Annotated in this window: 18 protein-coding genes; 4 read left to right on the top strand and 14 right to left on the bottom strand. The window is 68.9% G+C overall.

Translation table 11 applies throughout. The features are described from left to right. The 5 genes from hisG to metH form a co-directional block, all read right to left on the bottom strand. Positions 1-852, bottom strand: coding sequence for an ATP phosphoribosyltransferase (gene hisG, locus G6N49_RS06920; RefSeq protein WP_011856011.1), 852 nt, complete (start codon positions 850-852; stop codon positions 1-3). Between the two features lie 5 nt (positions 853-857). Next, positions 858-1,139 carry a phosphoribosyl-ATP diphosphatase gene (locus G6N49_RS06915; protein WP_011560539.1) on the bottom strand — a complete coding sequence of 94 codons (282 nt, stop codon included), beginning with the start codon at positions 1,137-1,139 and terminating at the stop codon, positions 858-860. A 32-nt stretch (positions 1,140-1,171) separates the two neighbouring features. Continuing rightward, on the bottom strand, positions 1,172-2,650 hold the full coding sequence (locus G6N49_RS06910; protein WP_011560540.1) for a sugar porter family MFS transporter: 1,479 nt from the start codon (positions 2,648-2,650) through the stop codon (positions 1,172-1,174). Between the two features lie 121 nt (positions 2,651-2,771). Next, positions 2,772-3,458, bottom strand: a complete 687-nt coding sequence (locus tag G6N49_RS06905; protein WP_011560541.1) for an HAD family hydrolase — start codon at positions 3,456-3,458, stop codon at positions 2,772-2,774. 86 nt (positions 3,459-3,544) lie between these two features. Next, positions 3,545-7,318 (bottom strand): methionine synthase, encoded by a 3,774-nt coding sequence (metH, locus tag G6N49_RS06900; RefSeq protein ID WP_083045096.1) that lies wholly within the window; start codon positions 7,316-7,318, stop codon positions 3,545-3,547. Between the two features lie 425 nt (positions 7,319-7,743). Between metH and G6N49_RS06895 the strand changes: the two genes are divergently transcribed. Then, positions 7,744-8,634 (top strand): PAC2 family protein, encoded by an 891-nt coding sequence (locus tag G6N49_RS06895; protein ID WP_011560543.1) that lies wholly within the window; start codon positions 7,744-7,746, stop codon positions 8,632-8,634. On the opposite strand, the gene G6N49_RS06890 is transcribed toward G6N49_RS06895, so the two are convergent. The 9 genes from G6N49_RS06890 to G6N49_RS06850 all read right to left on the bottom strand — a co-directional run bounded on the left by G6N49_RS06890 (position 8,624) and on the right by G6N49_RS06850 (position 16,380). After that, positions 8,624-10,063: a DUF1254 domain-containing protein gene (locus G6N49_RS06890; RefSeq protein ID WP_064916617.1), complete on the bottom strand. Its 1,440-nt coding sequence runs from the start codon at positions 10,061-10,063 to the stop codon at positions 8,624-8,626. The genes G6N49_RS06895 and G6N49_RS06890 overlap by 11 nt on opposite strands. Further along, positions 10,060-10,935, bottom strand: a complete 876-nt coding sequence (locus tag G6N49_RS06885) for an SDR family oxidoreductase (protein WP_179967737.1) — start codon at positions 10,933-10,935, stop codon at positions 10,060-10,062. The genes G6N49_RS06890 and G6N49_RS06885 overlap by 4 nt, the downstream gene beginning before the upstream one ends. Before the next feature lie 10 nt (positions 10,936-10,945). Continuing rightward, complete coding sequence (gene mshC / locus G6N49_RS06880; RefSeq protein WP_083045074.1) at positions 10,946-12,193, bottom strand: cysteine--1-D-myo-inosityl 2-amino-2-deoxy-alpha-D-glucopyranoside ligase; 1,248 nt, start codon at positions 12,191-12,193, stop codon at positions 10,946-10,948. A 92-nt stretch (positions 12,194-12,285) separates the two neighbouring features. Next, positions 12,286-13,044 (bottom strand): 3'(2'),5'-bisphosphate nucleotidase CysQ, encoded by a 759-nt coding sequence (locus G6N49_RS06875; protein WP_011560547.1) that lies wholly within the window; start codon positions 13,042-13,044, stop codon positions 12,286-12,288. Beyond that, the gene (locus tag G6N49_RS06870) at positions 13,044-13,880 is read right to left on the bottom strand and encodes an Rv2133c family protein (RefSeq protein ID WP_322790262.1); all 837 of its coding nucleotides are present in this window, start codon (positions 13,878-13,880) and stop codon (positions 13,044-13,046) included. The genes G6N49_RS06875 and G6N49_RS06870 overlap by 1 nt, the downstream gene beginning before the upstream one ends. After that, complete coding sequence (locus tag G6N49_RS06865) at positions 13,864-14,451, bottom strand: Rv2134c family protein (RefSeq protein WP_011560549.1); 588 nt, start codon at positions 14,449-14,451, stop codon at positions 13,864-13,866. Before G6N49_RS06865 ends, G6N49_RS06870 begins: the two co-directional genes overlap by 17 nt. A gap of 28 nt (positions 14,452-14,479) precedes the next feature. Beyond that, positions 14,480-15,196: a histidine phosphatase family protein gene (locus tag G6N49_RS06860; protein WP_011560550.1), complete on the bottom strand. Its 717-nt coding sequence runs from the start codon at positions 15,194-15,196 to the stop codon at positions 14,480-14,482. Then, complete coding sequence (locus G6N49_RS06855; RefSeq protein WP_011768280.1) at positions 15,193-16,023, bottom strand: undecaprenyl-diphosphate phosphatase; 831 nt, start codon at positions 16,021-16,023, stop codon at positions 15,193-15,195. The genes G6N49_RS06860 and G6N49_RS06855 overlap by 4 nt, the downstream gene beginning before the upstream one ends. A 45-nt stretch (positions 16,024-16,068) precedes the next feature. Beyond that, positions 16,069-16,380 (bottom strand): hypothetical protein, encoded by a 312-nt coding sequence (locus tag G6N49_RS06850; RefSeq protein ID WP_011560552.1) that lies wholly within the window; start codon positions 16,378-16,380, stop codon positions 16,069-16,071. 133 nt (positions 16,381-16,513) lie between these two features. On the opposite strand from G6N49_RS06850, the gene G6N49_RS06845 reads away from it, so the two are divergent. From G6N49_RS06845 to G6N49_RS06835, 3 genes are read left to right on the top strand one after another with little or no spacing between them, the layout of a single operon-like run. Continuing rightward, positions 16,514-17,545: a YncE family protein gene (locus tag G6N49_RS06845; protein ID WP_064873839.1), complete on the top strand. Its 1,032-nt coding sequence runs from the start codon at positions 16,514-16,516 to the stop codon at positions 17,543-17,545. After that, positions 17,545-17,796, top strand: a complete 252-nt coding sequence (locus G6N49_RS06840; protein ID WP_011560554.1) for a DUF5703 family protein — start codon at positions 17,545-17,547, stop codon at positions 17,794-17,796. Before G6N49_RS06845 ends, G6N49_RS06840 begins: the two co-directional genes overlap by 1 nt. Further along, on the top strand, positions 17,793-18,863 hold the full coding sequence (locus G6N49_RS06835; protein ID WP_083045073.1) for a quinone-dependent dihydroorotate dehydrogenase: 1,071 nt from the start codon (positions 17,793-17,795) through the stop codon (positions 18,861-18,863). Before G6N49_RS06840 ends, G6N49_RS06835 begins: the two co-directional genes overlap by 4 nt. Positions 18,864-18,917 lie beyond the last annotated feature (54 nt).

Raw genomic sequence — 18,917 nt, 5'->3', positions numbered from 1 at the left:
TCAGAAGCGGCAGAACCGGATGTCCGACGCCAGGATCGCCTTGGCGCCGATCGCGGCGAGCTCGTCCATGATCGAGTTGACGTCGCGGCGCGGCACCAGCGCCCGCACCGCCACCCAGTCCTGGTCGGCCAGCGGTGCGATGGTGGGCGATTCCAGCCCCGGCGTCACCTCGGTGGCCCGGTCGAGGACGTGGCGCGGGCAGTCGTAGTCCAGCATCAGGTACTGCTGGCCGAACACCACGCCCTGCACGCGGGCGGTGAGTTGGTCACGCGCCGCGGCATTCTCGTCGCCGGCGCCGTCACGCTCGATCAGCACCGCCTCCGAGTCGCACAGCGAGTCACCGAAGGCGACCAGGTTGTGCAGCCCCAGCGTGCGGCCCGAACCGACCACGTCGGCGATCGCATCGGCGACGCCGAGCGCGACCGAGATCTCCACCGCCCCGTCGAGCCGGATCACCGTCGCCTCGATTCCCCTGCCCGCGAGGTCTTTTCGCACCAGGTTCGGAAACGCCGTGGCGATCCGCCGACCGGCCAGATCCTCCGGCGCCCAGTCCCGGCCGGCCGGTGCGGCGTAACGGAAGGTCGACGATCCGAATCCCAGCGCCAGCCGTTCGCGCACCGGTGCATCCGATTCGGCGGCCAGGTCCCGCCCGGTGATCCCGAGATCGAGCTGACCCGATCCGACATAGATCGCGATGTCCTTGGGGCGCAGGAAGAAGAACTCGACGTTGTTGGCCGGATCGACGACCGTGAGGTCCTTGGTGTCCGTGCGGCGCCGGTAGCCGGCCTCCGACAGGATCTCGGCGGCCGGTTCGCTCAGCGTGCCCTTGTTGGGCACGGCGACCCTCAGCATGCCGTTCACAGCTTGCGGTAGACGTCGTCGGGTGACAGGCCGCGGGCGATCATCAGCACCTGCGTCCAGTACAGCAACTGGCTGATCTCCTCGGCGAGCGCTTCGTCGCTCTCGTGTTCGGCGGCCAGCCACACCTCGCCGGCCTCCTCGAGGATCTTCTTGCCCAGGCCGTGCACGCCACCGTCGAGGGCCGCCACGGTGCCGCTGCCCTCAGGCCGGGTGCGCGCCCGTTCGGTCAACTCGTCGAACAGCGCATCGAAGGTCTTCACGGGCTGCGATTCTCCCACGTCGCACCGTCAGCCCGACGCGGGCACGGCCCTCAGCCCTCCTTGGCGCCCGTGGGCAGGTCGTGCTTGAGGATCTCGCCGTGCATGTCCTCCAGGGACACCCCCTTGGTCTCCCGCACCCAGCGCCACACGAACAGGCCGGACAGGATCGCGCACATCCCGTAGAAGCCATAGGCGAGACCGAGGTGCTCGCGCAGCCCCGGGAAGGTGACGGTGATCAGCCAGTTGGCCGCCCACTGACCGGCGGCTGCCAGGCCCAGCGCGGCGGCCCGGATGCGGTTGGGGAACATCTCGCCGAGCAGCACCCACACGACCGGACCCCACGACATGCCGAACGCGACGACGAACAGGTTCGCCGCGATCAGCGCGATCACCCCGGACGCGCCGGGCAGGCTGGGGTTGCCGTCGGCGTCGAGCGTCGCGTTGGCGAAGATCACCGCCATGGTGATCAGCGTGACCGCCATACCCGACGAGCCGATGAGCAGCAGCGGTTTGCGGCCGATCTTGTCGATCAGCGCGATCGCGATGAGCGTGGTGAGCACGTTGATCACCGAGGTGATGACGGTGTAGACCGCCGATTCGTCGGCGCTGAAGCCGACCGCCTGCCACAGCACGTTGGAGTAGTAGAAGATCACGTTGATACCGACGAACTGCTGGAAGATCGACAGTCCGAGACCCACCCAGACGATGCCGAAGAGGCCGCCGGTGGGCTTGCGCAGATCACGCCACGACGGTTTGTCCTCGCGCTCCAGCGTCTCCCGGATGCGGGTGATGGTGATCTCGAGATTCTTCTTGCCGAGCAGCGTGCTCAGCACCCGGCGGGCCTCCGGGATCTTGTGGCTGGCAACGAGATACCGCGGTGACTCCGGGATCGTGAAGGCCAGTGCGCCGTACACGACGGCGGGCACCGCCATCGCGAGGAACATCCAGCGCCAGGCGTCGACGCCGAACCACAGCGGCTTGTTGGGTCCGTCGGCCGCCCACTGCAAGAGCCAGTTGACGACGAAGGACAGGAAGATGCCGGACACGATCGCCAGTTGCTGCAGGGAGCCGAGGCGGCCACGGATGCTCGGTGGTGAGGTCTCGGCGATGTAGGCGGGGGCGATCACCGATGCCACGCCGACGCCGATGCCGCCGACGATGCGGAACAGCACGACGGCCCACACCTCGTGGGCGAAACCGGTGCCGAAGGCGCTGATGAGGAACAGGACCGCGGCGATCTTCATCACCGCGATGCGGCCGATCTTGTCGGCGATGCGGCCCGCGGTCATCGCACCGGCCGCGGCGCCCAGCAGCGCCGACGCGACGGCGAAGCCGAGCGAGGCGTTACCGATTCCGAAGTCCTCCTGGATGGAGTCGACGGCGCCGTTGATGACCGCGCTGTCGTAGCCGAACAGCAGGCCGCCGAGCGCGGCGACCGAGGCGATCCTGATGGCGGTCTTGCCGGACGTGAATTCGTCGTCTCCGATGGGCAGGTCGCCCCCTACCGGTGCCCCTCCGTGACCAGCCATGGAACGTCCTTTCCCGCGCATCGTCGCGTGACCGGAATCACATTCAAACACCGATCCGGCCGGAAAAGGCGGGTTCCCGCAAGTGCGCTGGGCGAAACCGGGCGGCGCCGGATATCGGCTGTCAGGCGCTGCGTTTACCGGAGGCGGCGGCGATCTCGGCGTGGAATGCGCGCAGGTCGTCGACGGCCACGTCGCGCAGCGAGTCGACGTGCCTGCGGCGTGGGCTCGGTGGGACGACGACGTCGTTGGGGACCACGAGGACCGGGCACCCGGCGAGTTCGGCGGCGAGAGTGCCGGTGACCGAATCCTCCACCGCCAAGCAGTGACCGGGGTCGAGGTCGAGCAGTGCGGCGGCGCGGCGGTAGGGGTCCGGTTCGGGTTTGCCGTTGGGCACCTCGTCACCACAGACGGTCACCGAGAAGAAGTGGCGGCCGATGCTGTCGAGCGCCTGCTCGGTCAGCGCGCGCTGGGTGTTGGTGACCAATGCCATCGGAACACCTTCGCCCGCAAGGGCTTCCAGCAATTCGCGGGCGCCGTCGCACCACGGCAGACCGTGGGTGGCGAACAGGTCGCCGGTGTGATCGTGCAGCCATCTGTCGGCCTCGGCCATCGCCGCGGGGTCGGGTTCGAGGCCGAGGTCGGCGAAGATCGTCTTGATGGTGTTCTCCGCGGAACTGCCGACCAGGGCGGTGCGCAACTCGTCGGTGATCACCCCGCCGAGCCGGTCGTAGAGCGCGGCAAGCGAGACGTCCCAGAGCTTTTCGGAGTCGACGAGCGTTCCATCCATGTCCCACAGCACCGCTCTCATGCGCGCAGTCCCCCGCCGAACGTGAGCTCGTGTTTGGGTTTCTGCCGAATTCTCGCGCACAACGTCACATTCGCGACGATCAACGTTCAGTCCTCCGGGTTGTAGCCGAGGTTGGGGGCGAGCCAGCGCTCGGCCTCGGGCAGGGTCCAGCCCTTGCGCTTCGCGTAGTCGGCGACCTGGTCCTGGGCCAGCCGGCCGACCACGAAGTACTGCGACTGCGGGTGCGAGAAGTACCAGCCGCTGACGGCGGCACCGGGCCACATCGCCATGGACTCGGTGAGTTCGATGCCGGTCCGCTCCTGGACGTCCATCAACTCCCAGAGCGTCGCCTTCTCGGTGTGCTCCGGGCAGGCCGGGTAGCCCGGGGCCGGGCGGATGCCTGAGTACTTCTCCCCGATGAGCGCCTCGTTGTCCAGTTGCTCGTCGGGCTGATAACCCCAGAACTCCTTGCGGACCCGTTGGTGCATCCGTTCGGCGAAGGCCTCGGCGAGCCGGTCGGCGAGCGACTCCAGCAGGATCGCGCTGTAGTCGTCGTTGGCCGCCTTGAACTCGACGATCCTGTCCTGGCTACCGAGCCCCGCGGTAACGGCGAACGCGCCGACGTAGTCCCGCAGACCCGTTTCCCTGGGGGCGATGAAGTCACCGAGCGACCGGTTCGGGATGCCATCGCGGTGCTCGCCCTGCTGGCGCAGGTTGTGCAACGTGGTCAGCACCTCGGTGCGGGTGTCGTCGGTGTAGACCTCGATGTCGTCGCCGACGGCGTTGGCCGGGAAGAAGCCGATCACCCCGTTGGCGGTCAGCCACTTCTCCTTGATCAGGGTGTCGAGCATCTCCTGGGCGTCGTCGTACAGCTTGCGGGCGGCCTCGCCCGAGACCGGGTTGTTGAGGATGTCGGGGAAGCGGCCCTTCATCTCCCAGGCGTTGAAGAACGGCTGCCAGTCGATGTACTCGCGAAGCTCGGCGAGGTCATAGTCGAGAAATGCCCGCACCCCGACTCCCTGTACGGGCACCGGCGGCGTGTAACCGTCCCACTCGATCGGCGTCCGGTTCGCGCGGGCCTTCTCCAGCGTCAGCATCGGCCGCTCGTTCTTCTGGGCGTGCCGTTCGCGCAGGGATGCGTAGTCCTTGGCAGTGGCCTCCAGCAGCGCCGGCCGTTGCTTGTCGTCGAGCAGCGCGGCGGCGACCGGCACCGAGCGGGACGCGTCCTTGACCCAGACCACCGGGCCGCTGCGGCGCGGGGCGACCTTCACGGCGGTGTGGGCGCGTGAGGTGGTCGCGCCACCGATCAGCAGCGGGATCTCCAGGCCTTCGCGTTCCATTTCGACGGCGAAGTTGACCATCTCGTCCAGGGACGGGGTGATCAAACCGGACAGCCCGATGATGTCGGCGTCGTGTTCTTTCGCCGCATCGAGGATCTTCTGGGCGGGCACCATCACACCGAGGTCGATCACCTCGAAGTTGTTGCACTGCAAGACGACTCCGACGATGTTCTTGCCGATGTCGTGGACGTCGCCCTTCACCGTCGCCATGATGATGGTGCCGTTGGTGTCCTTGCTGGCGGTCGTGCCGTTCTGTTCCTTCTCCGCCTCGATGTAGGGCAGCAGATAGGCGACGGCCTTCTTCATCACGCGGGCCGACTTCACGACCTGGGGCAGGAACATCTTGCCTGCGCCGAAGAGATCGCCGACGACGTTCATACCGTCCATCAGCGGGCCCTCGATCACCTCGATCGGGCGACCGCCGGCGGCGGCGATCTCGGCGCGCAGCTCCTCGGTGTCGGCGTCGACGTGGGCGTCGATGCCCTTGACCAGGGCGTGCGTGATCCGCTCGCGGACGGGGAGGCTGCGCCACTCCGCCGCGGCCGGGTCGTCGGCTTTCTCCGACTTGTTGAACCGTTCGGCGATCTCCAGGAGGCGTTCGGCCGCGTCCTCGCGACGGTTGAGCACCACGTCCTCGATGCGGTCACGCAGCTCGGGGTCGATCGAGTCGTACGGCACCAGCGCACCGGCGTTGACGATGCCCATGTCCAGGCCGGCCTTGATGGCGTGGAACAGGAAGACCGAGTGGATCGCCTCGCGGACGGGGTTGTTGCCGCGGAACGAGAAGGAGACGTTCGAGATGCCGCCGGAGATGTGCACCCCGGGCAGGTTCTCCTTGATCCACGCGCATGCCTCGATGAAGTCGATCCCGTAGGTGGCGTGCTCCTCGATACCGGTCGCCAGCGCGAAGCAGTTCGGGTCGAAGATGATGTCCTCGGCCGGGAAGCCGACCTCTTCGGTCAGGATCCGGTAGGCGCGCCCGCAGATCTCCTTGCGGCGCTCCAGGTTGTCGGCCTGACCCTGCTCGTCGAAGGCCATCACGACCACGGCGGCGCCGTACTTGCGGCACAGCCGTGCCTCGCGGATGAACTTCTCCTCGCCCTCCTTCATGGAGATCGAGTTGACGATCGGCTTGCCCTGCACGTTCTTCAGGCCCGCCTCGATGACCTCCCACTTGGAGGAGTCGATCATCACCGGGACGCGGCTGATGTCCGGCTCGGCGGCGATCAGCTTGGTGAACCGATCCATCGCGGCGACGCCGTCGATCATGCCCTCGTCCATGTTGATGTCGATGACCTGCGCACCGACCTCGACCTGCTGCAGGGCGACCGACAGCGCGGTGTCGTAATCCTCGGCCTTGATCAGGTTGCGGAACCGGGCGGAGCCGGTGATGTTGGTGCGCTCACCGATGTTCACGAACAGCGAGTCGTCGGTGATGTTGAGCGGTTCGAGACCCGAGAGCCGGGTGGCCACCGGGATCTCCGGCACCTCGCGCGGCGGTTTGCCCTCGACGGCCTTGGCGATCTCGGCGATGTGCGGCGGCGCCGTTCCGCAGCAACCACCGACCAGGTTCACCAAGCCGGCCTCGGCGAAGTCGGCGATGTAGCCGGCCTGGCGCTCCGGGGACTCGTCGTACTCGCCGAAGGCGTTGGGCAGCCCGGCGTTCGGGTAGCAGGAGACGAACGTGTCGGCGATGCGCGCCATCTCGGCGATGTAGGGCCTCATCTCCGGTGCGCCCAGGGCGCAGTTGAGGCCGACCGCGATCGGCTTCGCGTGCCTGATGGCGTTCCAGAACGCTTCGGTGACCTGCCCGGACAGGGTCCGTCCGGAGGCGTCGGTGATGGTGCCGGAGATGATCACCGGCCAGCGGCGTCCGCGGTCCTCGAACAGCGTCTCGACGGCGAACACCGCGGCCTTGGCGTTGAGCGAGTCGAAGATCGTCTCGATGATGATCAGGTCGGCGCCACCGTCGACCAGCCCGTTGGCGGCTTCGAGGTAGGCGGCGACCAACTGGTCGTAGGAGACGTTGCGGGCGCCGGGGTCGTTGACGTCCGGTGAGATCGATGCGGTCCGCGTCGTGGGTCCGATCGCACCGGCGACGTAGCGCGGCTTCTCCGCCGTGCTGTACTCGTCGGCGGCCTTACGCGCGAGGGCGGCGCCGGCGTAGTTCAGCTCGTAGCTCAGGTCCGCCATGTCGTAGTCGGCGAGCGAGATGGCGTTCGCGTTGAACGTGTTGGTCTCGAGGATGTCGGCGCCCGCCTCGAGGTATTCGCGGTGGATCGCCTCGATGATCTGCGGCTGTGTCAGGTTGAGCAGGTCGTTGTTGCCCTGCAGAGCGGTGGGCCACTCCGTGAACCGCTCGCCGCGGTAGCCGGCCTCGTCCGGTCGGTCCCGCTGGATCGCCGTGCCCATCGCGCCGTCGATCACCATGATCCGGCTGTTCAGAGCGGTGGTCAGCACGTCGGTGCAGTCGGGGCGGATGTTCGGCTCGAAGTTCTCGGGCCCAGGATTTTTCGGCCCAGGAATTTTCGGCTCGGGAATTCTCGGCTCGGGAATTTTCGGCTCAGGGGAGTTCACGTGCGTTCCTTCCGTAGCGGAAGGCGTCCTTGACTCTGCCGAGCGTGGCGGATACCGGGAAGGACGCAGACCTCCCCTAGAACCCGTTGCAACGCCTCTCGACCAGAAAAGTCTACGTCGTCACCGGATCGACGTCTGGACGCCCAACTCGTCGCCGCGATCGAGCGACCGCTCGCGGATCGTGTCGGTAATGAAGTCACCAGGGTCAACCAGACGGTAGCCAAACGTATTTCGTTTCGGCCCCGTCGGGCGCCTGCAGCTGGCCGCCCGCGGCGCCGTGGTGGACCCGTTTGTCAGCAGCAGTCACATCGCCAGGGTAGTCGGTGACTGCAAACCGCCGCGTGGGTCGATGGGGCGTACGCATGCCCGCCAGGCCTTAGGCTGACGTTGTGACCCCATCGGATTTCGGCCCAGAGAAGGGACCTGACCTGCCGCCGTTGCGCGACGCCGTGGTCGTCGCCGCGTTCGAGGGGTGGAACGACGCCGGCGACGCGGCCAGTGACGCGCTCGAGCACCTCGACGCGATCTGGGAGGCCGAGACGATCGCCGAGATCGACGACGAGTCCTACTACGACTACCAGGTCAACCGGCCGGTGATCCGCCAGGTCGACGGGGTGACCCGCGAGCTGGTGTGGCCGTCGATGCGGATCTCGCACTGCCGCCCGCCCGGCGCCGACCGCGACATCGTGTTGATGCACGGGGTGGAACCCAACATGCGCTGGCGCACGTTCTGCGCGGAGTTGTTGAACATCGCCGACAAACTCAACGTGCAGACCGTCGTCATCCTGGGGGCGCTGCTCGCCGACACCCCGCACACCCGCCCGGTGCCGGTGTCCGGGGCGGCCTACTCCCCCGAGTCGGCGAAGTTCTTCGGTCTGGAGGAGACCCGCTACGAGGGCCCGACCGGGATCGCCGGGGTGTTCCAGGACGCCTGCGTGCAGGCCGGAATCCCCGCGGTGACGTTCTGGGCGGCCGTGCCCCACTACGTGTCGCAGCCGCCGAACCCGAAGGCCACCGTCGCGCTGCTGCGCCGCGTCGAGGACGTGCTCGACATCGAGGTCCCGCTGGCCGACCTGCCGACGCAGGCCGAGGAGTGGGAGGAGGCGGTCACCGAGATGACCGCCGAGGACGACGAGATCGCCGAGTACGTGGCCTCCCTGGAACAGCGCGGCGACGCCGAGGTCGACATGACCGAGGTGCTCGGCAAGATCGACGGCGACGCACTGGCCGCCGAGTTCGAGCGTTATCTGCGCCGGCGCGGGCCGGGTTTCAGGAGTTGACCTTCACCACCTGTGGCGCCTTCCACGTCCCGTTGAGGGCATCGGGCTTCGGCCAGTACAGCCGCAGGATCATCTGGAACGGGCCCTTGGGCGCCGGCAGCCAGTTGGACTCCTTCTCGATGCCCGGTGAGGCGTTCTGCACGTAGAACGTGTAGCCGCCGTCGGGGTCGGGGACCAGGCTGGGCAGCATCGGCGAGTTGATCAGGTAGCGCTGCATCGGGTTGGCCACCAGCAGGCTGGCCGGCATCTCGTACATCGTCAGCGACCAGAACGCGTTCACCGGCGGCAGTTGGCCGGGCGCGAAGCGCACGGTGTAGTTGTTCGCCCCAGTCAGCGGTGCGCCGTCGGCGTCGGTGACCAGCGCCGGGTAGAGCGCTTCGGCGGCGGTGTTGCCGTAGATCCCGAACACCGCACCGGCCATCCGGTAGAGGTAGTTGCCCTTGAGGTCCTCGGCGGTGCCGAAGAACTGGGCCGACCCCACCTTGCCGGTCTCGACCTCGGAGGTCTTGAACTCGTCGAACTCCGCCCAGGCGTCGGCCATCCCGCCCTCGACCGCCGACCGCACCTCCGGGGTCAGGGTGTCGGCGTCGAAATCGCCGTCGGGTCCGATGCCGATGCGCGCGAACCGGTTACGCATGTCCCGCTCGCTGGGCAGCACCGGTGCGTAGCGCAGCGCGAAGTTGAGGATCTCGAAGAACTGCGGTGAGGTGCGCTGCTGGTCGGGGGTCAACGGCGGGACGAAGTCGATGGGCGGGGCGCCCGGGGGCGGCGGCGCGTTGAGGAACACCGACAGCGGGGCGACCTGGTAACCGGCCTGGATCTTCTTGACGCTCTCCAGGTCCGACGGTCCGAACAACTGGGTGCGGTAGATCACGCCGGCCAGGTCGGTGTCGGAGCGGATCACCTCGTCGATGCCGTCGGGTTTGGCGCCCTGCCACCCCGGCCCGGCCAGTAGGTACTTCCCGCCGCCGTTGCCGGTGGTCCGACTGCCGACGTAGGCGATGTTGTTGGTGTAGCCGTTGATGAACTGCAGCGAGTAGTAGCGGTCCTGTTCGATCGGCGGAACGGTGAGCACCAGCGGTTCGGCGCGCAGGTCCGCGCCGAGCATCGAATACGGGGTATCGGAGTTCGGGGTTTGCACCGCCTTGTCGTCCGGGGTGTAAACCCTTGCGGTGCTGTGGATCTCGTTCCATCCGCCCTTGTACTCGGGATTGTCCTTGTTCACGTAGTAGGCGTACTGCACCCGGTAGTTGTCGACGATCGGGAAGCCGTAGATGTAGGCCTCTTTCGCGATCGCGCGCGCCTCTTCCGGGCTCACCGCCGCCGGCGGGGCGCTCGACGTGGCGGGCGCCGGTTCGTCGGTTTCGCCACTCTGGGCGCATCCGGCCAGTGCCGTCACCGCGACCAGCGCGATCAACCTGCGGATCATTTCTTCAGCCCGTGGGTGCGGGCGCCCAGCGAGCGCTTCAGTGCGGTCACCTCGGCGTCCATCTGCGGCAACACCTTCGGCGCCGTCTTGAGCACCGAGGCCTGACCGATCCGCGTGGTGAGTATCGGTTTGGCCCAGCGGATCAGGCCGACCCAACCCGGGCAGTAGATGCGTTCCCTACGACGTTCGATGCCTTTGACGAACACCTCGCCACACTTCTGCACCGAGGTGGTCTTGCTGAGCGGGCCGGGCAGTGAGTCGAGCATGGTGCGGAAACTCGGCAGATCGGCCTTGGTGTCCTGCACCAGCGGGGTGTCGATCCACGACATGTGCGCGCACCCGACCGTCACGCCGTGGTGGGCGACCTCGAGGCGCAGGGCGTTGGCGAAGTGCTCCACACCGGCCTTCGACGCGTCGTAGGGCGCCATCCCCGGCGCGGCGGCGAACGCCGCCAGCGACGACACCACCAGGATGTAGCCCTTGCGCTCGATGACCGACGGGAGCGCGGCGCGCACGGTGTTGAACACGCCGACCACGTTGACGTCGAGCACCCGCCGGAAGGCGTCGGGATCGACCACCAGCACCGATCCGTAGCTGGCGATGCCCGCGTTCGCGATGACGATGTCGATCCCGCCGAACCGGCTCACGGCCTGTTCGGCAGCGGACTGCATGGTCTCGAGGTCGCACACGTCGGCGACCACCGTCAACACCTGCTCGGCGCCGAGGTCTGCGGCCAGCGCCGAGAGCGGACCGTCATCCAGGTCGGTGAGCACCAGCTTGGCGCCCTTGGCATGTAACCGGCGGGCCAGTTCTTCGCCGACCCCTCGGGCCCCACCGGTGATCAACACGACCTTGCCGTGTACGGAAGTCATGCGTCGCAAGCTACTCCACGGGGAGCGCAACTCCGAGCAACGCGTCGACGGCCGTGGCCACGGTTTTGGGCGCTGTCACGTCGCTGCCGCCACCGTCGAGCGCCTCGGTACACCAGGCGTCCAGCGCTATGAGCGCTTTCGGGGTGTCCAGATCGTCGGCGAGATACGTGCGCACCCTCGCGAGCACGTCCGTCGCATCGGGTCCGGTCGGCAGCGAGGTGGCGCGACGCCAGCGCTGCAGCCGGGTCTGCGCGTCGGACAGCACGTCGTCGCTCCAGAACCGGTCCTCGCGATAGTGACCGGCCAGCAGCCCGAGGCGGATCGCCGACGGGTCGACACCCTCGGTGCGCAACCGCGACACCAACACCAGGTTGCCGCGGCTCTTGCTCATCTTGTGCCCGTCCCAGCCGATCATTCCGGCGTGCACGTAGTGCCGCGCGAAACGCCGCTCCCCCATGACCGATTCGGCGTGGGCGGCGGAGAACTCGTGGTGCGGGAAGATCAGGTCGCTGCCGCCGCCCTGGATGTCCAGGCCGGTCCCGATGCGGCTGAGCGCGATGGCGGCGCATTCCACGTGCCAGCCGGGACGCCCGGGACCGAACGGCGACGGCCAGCTCGGCTCGCCGGGGCGCTCCGCCCGCCACAGCAGCGCGTCGAGTTCGTCGGCCTTCCCGGCACGGTCCGGATCGCCGCCGCGTTCGGCGAACAGTGTGAGCATCGTCTCGTGGTCGTAGTTCGACTCGTATCCGAACTGGACCGTCGCGTCCGCGCGGTAGTACACGTCGGGGAACTCGGGGTCGTCGACGACGTATGCCGCCCCGGAGGCCAGCATCTTCTCCACCAACTCGATCACCTCGGCGATCGCATCGGTGGCCGCGACGTAGTCGTGCGGCGGCAACACCCGCAACGCGGCCATGTCCTCGCGGAAGAGCTGGATCTCGCGCGCGCCCAGGTCTCGCCAGTCGATCCCGTCGCGGGCAGCGCGTTCGAACAGCGGATCGTCGACGTCGGTGATGTTCTGCACGTAGTGCACCCGGTGACCGGCGTCCAACCACAGCCGGTGCACGAGGTCGAACGCCAGATAGGTGGCCGCGTGGCCGAGGTGGGTGGCGTCGTACGGGGTGATCCCGCAGACGTACATGGTGGCCGTGTCGCCCGCCGAGACCGGCCGGACCTGGCGGTCGGCGCTGTCGTAGAGCCGCAGTTGCGGGCCCCGGCCCGGCAGGGCCGGAACCTCCGGCGCGGACCACGATTCCATGACGTCGACTCTAGGTTGTTCGATCAGGGCAGCCTCCCGCTGGTGGGCAGTCACGCGCAGTGCGACAACGACGGCAGCACTTTCATTCCCCGTCAGTACGCCGAGTGGATGGCCGCGAGCAGCACATCGACCACTTCGGTGCGGCACATCAGCAGATCGGGCAGGTAGGGGTCGCGCCGGTTGTACACCAGCGGTGACCCGTCGAGCCGCGAGGCGTGCAGTCCCGCGGCCCGCACCACCGCCGCCGGGGCCGCCGAATCCCACTCCCACTGACCGCCGGCGTGGATGTAGGCGTCGACGTCGCCCCGCACCACGGCCATCGCCTTCGCGCCGGCGCTGCCGATGCGGACCATCTCGATGTCGAGGTGGTCGCGGATCCACCACAGCACCGCGGGCGGCCGGGTGGCGCTGGCGGTGATGCGGATCGGCCCGTCGCGGCGCGGAGGGGGCGGGCTGACGGTGTCGGTGCGGTAGACCTCGCCGCGGGCGGGCAGCGCGACGGCGGCGTCGGTGAGCCCGCCGCCGGGTCCACCGGTGCGCTGCCAGAGCGCGATGTGCACCGCCCAGTCCGACCGCGGCGGCAGCGAGTACTCGCGGGTGCCGTCGACGGGGTCGACGATCCAGACCCGATCGGCCTCCACCCGGGCCAGGTCGTCGACCGCCTCTTCGCTCAGCACGGCATCGTGGGGCCGGTGCTCCCGCAGCCGGTCGAGGATCAGCACGTTGGCGCGTTTGTCGCCGGCGTCGCCGAGGTCGTAGGGGTGGTACCAGTCGTACTCCTCGCGCAGCGCGACGAGCATCTCACCCGCTTCGGCGGCCACCGCGGCGGCCAGCTCGGCATCGGTCTGCATCAGAAGGCCGGCCACGGGATCGGCCGGCGGCGGTCCGGGGTCGGCATAAGCGGATTGTCCAGCAGCTCAACGATTCTCGCGCGAAGCGCGGCGATCTCACGGGCGGTGATGTGGGGCCGGAGCTGATCGCGGAGCTCCCCGCCGCGCAGTTCGTCGCCGAGGCGCGCCACGACCTCGAGGGTCTCGTCGTCGATCGGTTTACCGGCCCAGCCCCACAGCACGGTGCGCAGTTTGTCCTCGGCATGCAGGCTCACGCCGTGGTCGACGCCGTACACGCGGCCGTCGGCGCCGGCCAGGATGTGGCCACCTTTGCGGTCGGCGTTGTTGATCAGCACGTCGAACACCGCCATCCGGCGCAGCCGGACGTCGTCGGCGTGCACCAGCGTCACCTCGTCACCGGCGTAGTCGTAGGCCTGCAGGATCGGCATATATCCCGGCGGGACGCGGCCCGCGGGCAGCAGGTCAACGAGATCCGGGCCCGAATCGTCGTCACCCTCGTCCCCGATTTGGTCGACCCAGCGCTGCACCATGCCCCGCCCGGCCGGCCCGTCCCGAATCACGGTGTCGGGCACGATGTCCCAGCCCAACGCCGCGGACACCAGGTAGGCCCCGTACTCGCGACCGGCCAGCGTTCCGTCCGGGAAGTCCCACAGCGGGGCCTCACCGGCGACCGGTTTGTACACGCAGTGGACTTGGGCGCCGTCGAGGTGGGCCTCGCACAGGAACGTGGCGTTGCTCGCCGAGCGGATCCGCCCGATGACGGTCAGGTCCCCCGATCGCATCGTGGTGCCCTGATCCGCGCCCTTGTCTGCGCCGCCCTCAGATGTCGGTGTCATCGTCGGTTCCGGCCAGCGCGCCGCGCCGATAGCCGTTGGTGCGCACGCAGATGTGCCCCTCCGGGTCGAGGGGTTCGTCGCACAGCGGGCAGGGCGGGCGGCCGGCCGAGATGACGCGGTTGGACCGGGTGGCGAACTGGCGCGCCGACTCCGGGGTGAGGAACACCCGCACCGCGTCCGGACCGTCCTCGGCGTCGTCGAGCACCACCGAGGCGTCGAATTCGGTGTCGGACACCGCGAGCAGTTCCACCACGATCGTCTGCGCCTCGGAGTCCCACCCCAGGCCCATGGTGCCGACCCGGAACTCCGCGTCGACCGGTGTCACCAGCGGGCTCAGATCGTCCACCTCACCGGTGTCGGGCGGGATGGGGGTGCCGAAGCGCCGGTTGATCTCCTGCAGCAGCGCGGCGATCCGTTCGGCCAGCACGGCCACCTGCTGCTTCTCCAGCACCACCGAGACCACGCGCTTGTCGTGCACGGCCTGCAGATAGAACGTCCGGTTCCCGGGCTGCCCGACCGTCCCGGCCACAAAGCGGTCGGGCGTGCGGAAGACGTGAATTGCTCGGGCCATGGCACCTTCCAAAATACCGGGTGGCGGGTCAGCCGGTGGAACCGCCGACGACCGCGTCTTCCGGGGGCAGTTCGTCCGAACCGTCCTGTCGGCCGTCGGTGGCGGGTACGGGTTTGGCCACCAGCCCGGCGGCCAGCTCCGCACCGGTGTGGTTGATGTGCACGACGAACGGACGCAGCGTCGTGTAGCGGATCACGCTCATCGACGCCGGGTCGGCGGTGATGCGCTGGAAGCTGTCCAGGTGGGTGCCGAGCGCATCGGCGAGTACGGCCTTGATCACGTCGCCGTGGCTGCACGCCACCCACAGGGCGTCGCCACCGTGCTCCTCGGCCAGCCGACGGTCGTGTTCGCGGACCGCCGCCACGGCGCGGGCCTGCACCTGCGCGAGCCCTTCGCCCTCGGGGAACACCGCCGCACTGGGCTGTTGCTGTACGACCGCCCACAGCGGTTCCTTGACGAGGTCGCCGATCTTGCGGCCGGTCCAGGTGCCGTAGTCCACCTCGGAGAGCCGCTCGTCGACGACCGGTTCGAGGCCGAGTGCGGCCGCCAGCGGTTCGACGGTGCTCCGGCAGCGCAGCAACGGTGAGCGCACGATCGCCCGGACCGGCAGCTCGCCGATCCGGTCGACCACGGCCCTGGCCTGTTCGGCACCGCGTTCGTCGAGGTCCACACCTTCGCTGCGGCCGGCGAGGGTGTGCGCGGTGTTGGAGGTCGAGCGGCCGTGCCGCAGCAGGATCACGGTCATATCGCGGCCACCACCCCGGTCGACAACAGGATCAGCACCACCACACCCAACACCACCCGGTAGCCCACGAACCAGTACATACCGTGGCGGACGAGGAATCGCAGGAACCAGGCGACTGCGGCGAACCCGACGACGAACGCGATCACCGTGGCGACCAGGAGCTGCGGTCCGGTGGCGCTCATCCCCTCACCCACCGGGGCGAAGGCGTCCGGCAGCGAGAACAGCCCGGAGGCGAACACCGCGGGGATGGCGAGCAGAAACCCGAAGCGCGCGGCCAGTTCTCGGTCCAGGCCGAGGAACAGCCCGGCGCTGATGGTGGCCCCCGACCGCGACACCCCGGGCAGCAGCGCGAGACACTGCGCGACGCCGACGATGACGCCGTCGCGCCAGGTCAGTTGTTCGACGTGGCGGACCTGTCGACCGAAGTACTCGGCGGCGGCGATGACGGCGGAGAACACGATCAGCGCGATCGCGATGGCCCACAGATTGCGGGCGGCGGTGCGGATCTCGTCCTTGAGCAGCAGGCCGATGACCCCGATCGGGATCGTGCCGATGATCACGTACCAGCCCAGCCGGTAGTCGGCGTCGCGGCGGCCGGGATTGCGCAAGCCACGGAACCAGGCGGTCGCGATGCGGCCGATGTCGCGGGCGAAGTAGACCAGCACGGCCACCTCGGTGCCCAGCTGGGTGACCGCCGTGAACGAGGCGCCCGCGTCGTCGTCGAAGAACACCCGCGACACGATCGCAAGGTGCCCCGAGGACGAGACCGGCAGGAATTCGGTGAGGCCTTGGACGACGGCGAGGACGATGACCTGCAACCACGACATGTCCGGTGCGTCGATCACGACGACGACCGTACCGTGGCCGGGGTGTCAGCGACCGGGTCGCGCCACCGGCTGAGCGGTCCGGACCGCGTCGCGAACCGCGGCGGCCAGGCTGCGTTCGTCGCTCAGGTCGATGTCGGTGAGCCTGCGCGTGGTCGTGGCGACCACGTCGTCCTCGGTGGGGACCGGACCGCGCAGGCGGGGCCGGTAGACCTCGACGACCAGGTGCTGGCGCTCGACGTGGAAGGAGAAGCTGCGGCCGTCGCCGACCTGCCCGAAGCCGCTGGCGTGGACACCGGTGGAGATGTCCTCGAAGCCGAAATCGGTGCTGTCGGAATGCCTCTCTGTGACGAGCGTCATACCGCCACCATAGCCCCAATTATGTAAGACAGTCTAGGGAATGTGCGGAATTGGTCGGTCCAATAGTGCCTAGACTGGCGCACCGACCCACGAATGCCGAGAACTATCGTTCGCACAAACCGAGAGCTACCCCGTGCCGCTGCGCCTAAACCCCCGATCTCGGCCACTGGCCGCCGCCGTCGCCGCCCTGGCCATCGCCGCCGCCGGCTGCTCGTCGAACCCTGTCGACGCACCCCCACCCACGATCACGCCGGCAACGGCCGCGGTGTCTCCCCCGGTCACCGGTGCGCCGGCCGGCACCGTGCGTCCGCTGACCGTCGACCCCCGCGCCGCGCTCTTCGATCCGGCCACCCGGTCACTGGTGGTGCTCGGATCCGGACCCGGGGCCCGGTCGGCGCTGACGGTTCTCACCGCATCGGCGCCGCCGCGCACCGTGGCGACCCCCGAGACGGCGACGGCGATGGCCGGAACCGACGACGGTGTGCTCTACCTCTCCACCCGGGGCGGGTACCTCCGCGTCGACGTCGCGGCGGGCGCCGTCGACCGGATCGACGTGGAGGGTGAGGCGGACACCGACTTCACCGCCATCACCCGGCGCGACGACGGGCGCCTGGTGCTGGGCACCTCCGACGGTGCCGTGCTCACGCTCGATTCCGACACTACCGTCGGCGCCCGGCTGGGGATTTTCGCTCGCGTGGATGCCCTTGTCGCACAGGGCAATACGACGGTTGTGCTCGATCGCGGGCAGACCTCGGTGACGACGGTCGACGCCAGCGGCACCAAGGCCGCCCAGGCGTTGCGCGCCGGTGAGGGCGCGACCACGATGGCCGCCGATTCGCAGGGCCGGGTGCTGGTCGCCGATACCCGGGGGGACGAACTGCTGGTGTTCGGCACGGACCCGCTGATCATGAGGCAGCGCTACCCGGTGCCCGGCGCCCCCTACGGCCTGGCCGGTTCGAGCGGGCTGGCGTGGGTGTCGCAGACGGCGACGAACACCGTCATTGGCTACGATCTGTCCACCGGAATCCCCGTCGAAAAGGTGCGTCACCGAACCGTGCAGCAACCGAACCTCCTCGCCTACGACGACACGTCTGGCACGCTGTATGTGGTGTCAGGGACGGGAGCGGGTGTGCAGGTGATCGGCGACGCGGCGGAGCCGCGTTGATGAGCGCCGCACGGGGTCGGATGCCCGCGGCCTGGAGCGAGGCCGTCGCCGAGGCATCCGACGAGTGGGAGTGGGTTCCGCTGCGGCTGCCACCCGACGTCACCAGGATCAGCGCGTCGATCCGGCTGTCGATCGAGGCCGAGTACCGCGGCTGGGAGCTGACCCGGGTGCGCGCCTACACCGACGGCAGTCGGCGGGTGCTGCTGCGGCGCCGCAAGACCGCGAGCACGGTGGAGCAGCCGGGGCAGTGACCGGCTACCACGCGCTGCGGCGGGTGCTGTTCCTGATCTCCCCCGAGCGCATCCACACCTGGGTGTTCGCGCTGCTTCGCGCCGTCACCGCGCCGGACCTCCTGCGCCGCGCCCTGCAGGGCAGGCTCGCCCCCCGCGATCCCGTGCTGGCCAGCACCGTGTTCGGCGTGCGCTTCCCGGGGCCGCTCGGGCTGGCGGCCGGTTTCGACAAGGACGGTCGCGGCCTGCACACCTGGCCCGCACTCGGATTCGGGTACGCCGAGGTGGGCACCGTCACCGCCCACCCGCAGCCCGGTAACCCCGAACCGCGGTTGTTCCGTCTGCCCGAGGACCGGGCGCTGCTCAACCGCATGGGGTTCAACAACGACGGCGCCGCCCGGCTCGCGCAGCGCCTCACCCGCCACACCTCCGACGCCCCCGTCGGCGTGAACATCGGCAAGACCAAGGCGACCCCCGCCGACCGAGCCGTCGAGGACTACGCCCAGAGCGCCCGCCAGCTCGGGCCGCTCGCCACCTTTCTCGTGGTCAACGTCAGCTCGCCGAACACGCCGGGCCTGCGTGACCTGCAGGCGGTGGAATCGTTGCGGCCCATTCTGACCGCGGTGCGCGCCCAGACCTCGACACCGGTGCTGGTGAAGATCGCCCCCGACCTGTCCGACGCCGACGTCGACGAGATCGCCGACCTGGCAGTCGAACTGGGGTTGGCCGGCATCGTGGCCACCAACACCACGATCTCGCGCGCGGGGCTGAAGACCCCCGGCGTCGAAGAGCTCGGCCCCGGCGGGGTGTCCGGTGCCCCGGTCGCCGCCCGCTCCCTCGAGGTGCTGCGCCGGCTGTACCACCGGGCGGGTGACCGGCTGGTGCTGATCAGCGTCGGGGGTATCGAGACCGCCGACGACGCCTGGGAGCGCATCACCTCGGGCGCCTCACTGCTGCAGGGCTACACCGGCTTCGTCTACGGGGGCGGCCTGTGGGCCAAGCACATTCACGACGGGCTGGCGGCCCGGCTGCGCGCGGAGGGCTTCGCCTCACTGTCCGATGCGGTGGGCTCCGCGATGCGGCAGTGAATTCCGGGCGCGAGCAGACACAGAATCGCGTTCCTGCGCACCGGATCACGCGAT

Origin of the sequence: Mycolicibacterium monacense, assembly GCF_010731575.1 — a bacterium.
GTDB lineage: Bacteria > Actinomycetota > Actinomycetes > Mycobacteriales > Mycobacteriaceae > Mycobacterium > Mycobacterium monacense.
This window is presented reverse-complemented; position numbering and strand designations above follow the sequence as displayed.

Bases quoted from the DNA above. Each gene is read 5' to 3' on its own strand.
- G6N49_RS06850 (WP_011560552.1), bottom strand. From the start codon at position 16,380: ATGACGCTCGTCACAGAGAGGCATTCCGACAGCACCGATTTCGGCTTC.
- G6N49_RS06855 (WP_011768280.1), bottom strand. From the start codon at position 16,023: ATGTCGTGGTTGCAGGTCATCGTCCTCGCCGTCGTCCAAGGCCTCACC.
- G6N49_RS06885 (WP_179967737.1), bottom strand. From the start codon at position 10,935: ATGACTTCCGTACACGGCAAGGTCGTGTTGATCACCGGTGGGGCCCGA.
- G6N49_RS06910 (WP_011560540.1), bottom strand. From the start codon at position 2,650: ATGGCTGGTCACGGAGGGGCACCGGTAGGGGGCGACCTGCCCATCGGA.
- G6N49_RS06870 (WP_322790262.1), bottom strand. From the start codon at position 13,880: ATGACACCGACATCTGAGGGCGGCGCAGACAAGGGCGCGGATCAGGGC.
- G6N49_RS06860 (WP_011560550.1), bottom strand. From the start codon at position 15,196: ATGACCGTGATCCTGCTGCGGCACGGCCGCTCGACCTCCAACACCGCG.
- hisG (WP_011856011.1), bottom strand. From the start codon at position 852: ATGCTGAGGGTCGCCGTGCCCAACAAGGGCACGCTGAGCGAACCGGCC.
- mshC (WP_083045074.1), bottom strand. From the start codon at position 12,193: ATGGAATCGTGGTCCGCGCCGGAGGTTCCGGCCCTGCCGGGCCGGGGC.
- G6N49_RS06890 (WP_064916617.1), bottom strand. From the start codon at position 10,063: ATGATCCGCAGGTTGATCGCGCTGGTCGCGGTGACGGCACTGGCCGGA.
- G6N49_RS06905 (WP_011560541.1), bottom strand. From the start codon at position 3,458: ATGAGAGCGGTGCTGTGGGACATGGATGGAACGCTCGTCGACTCCGAA.
- G6N49_RS06840 (WP_011560554.1), top strand. From the start codon at position 17,545: ATGAGCGCCGCACGGGGTCGGATGCCCGCGGCCTGGAGCGAGGCCGTC.
- G6N49_RS06865 (WP_011560549.1), bottom strand. From the start codon at position 14,451: ATGGCCCGAGCAATTCACGTCTTCCGCACGCCCGACCGCTTTGTGGCC.
- G6N49_RS06875 (WP_011560547.1), bottom strand. From the start codon at position 13,044: ATGCAGACCGATGCCGAGCTGGCCGCCGCGGTGGCCGCCGAAGCGGGT.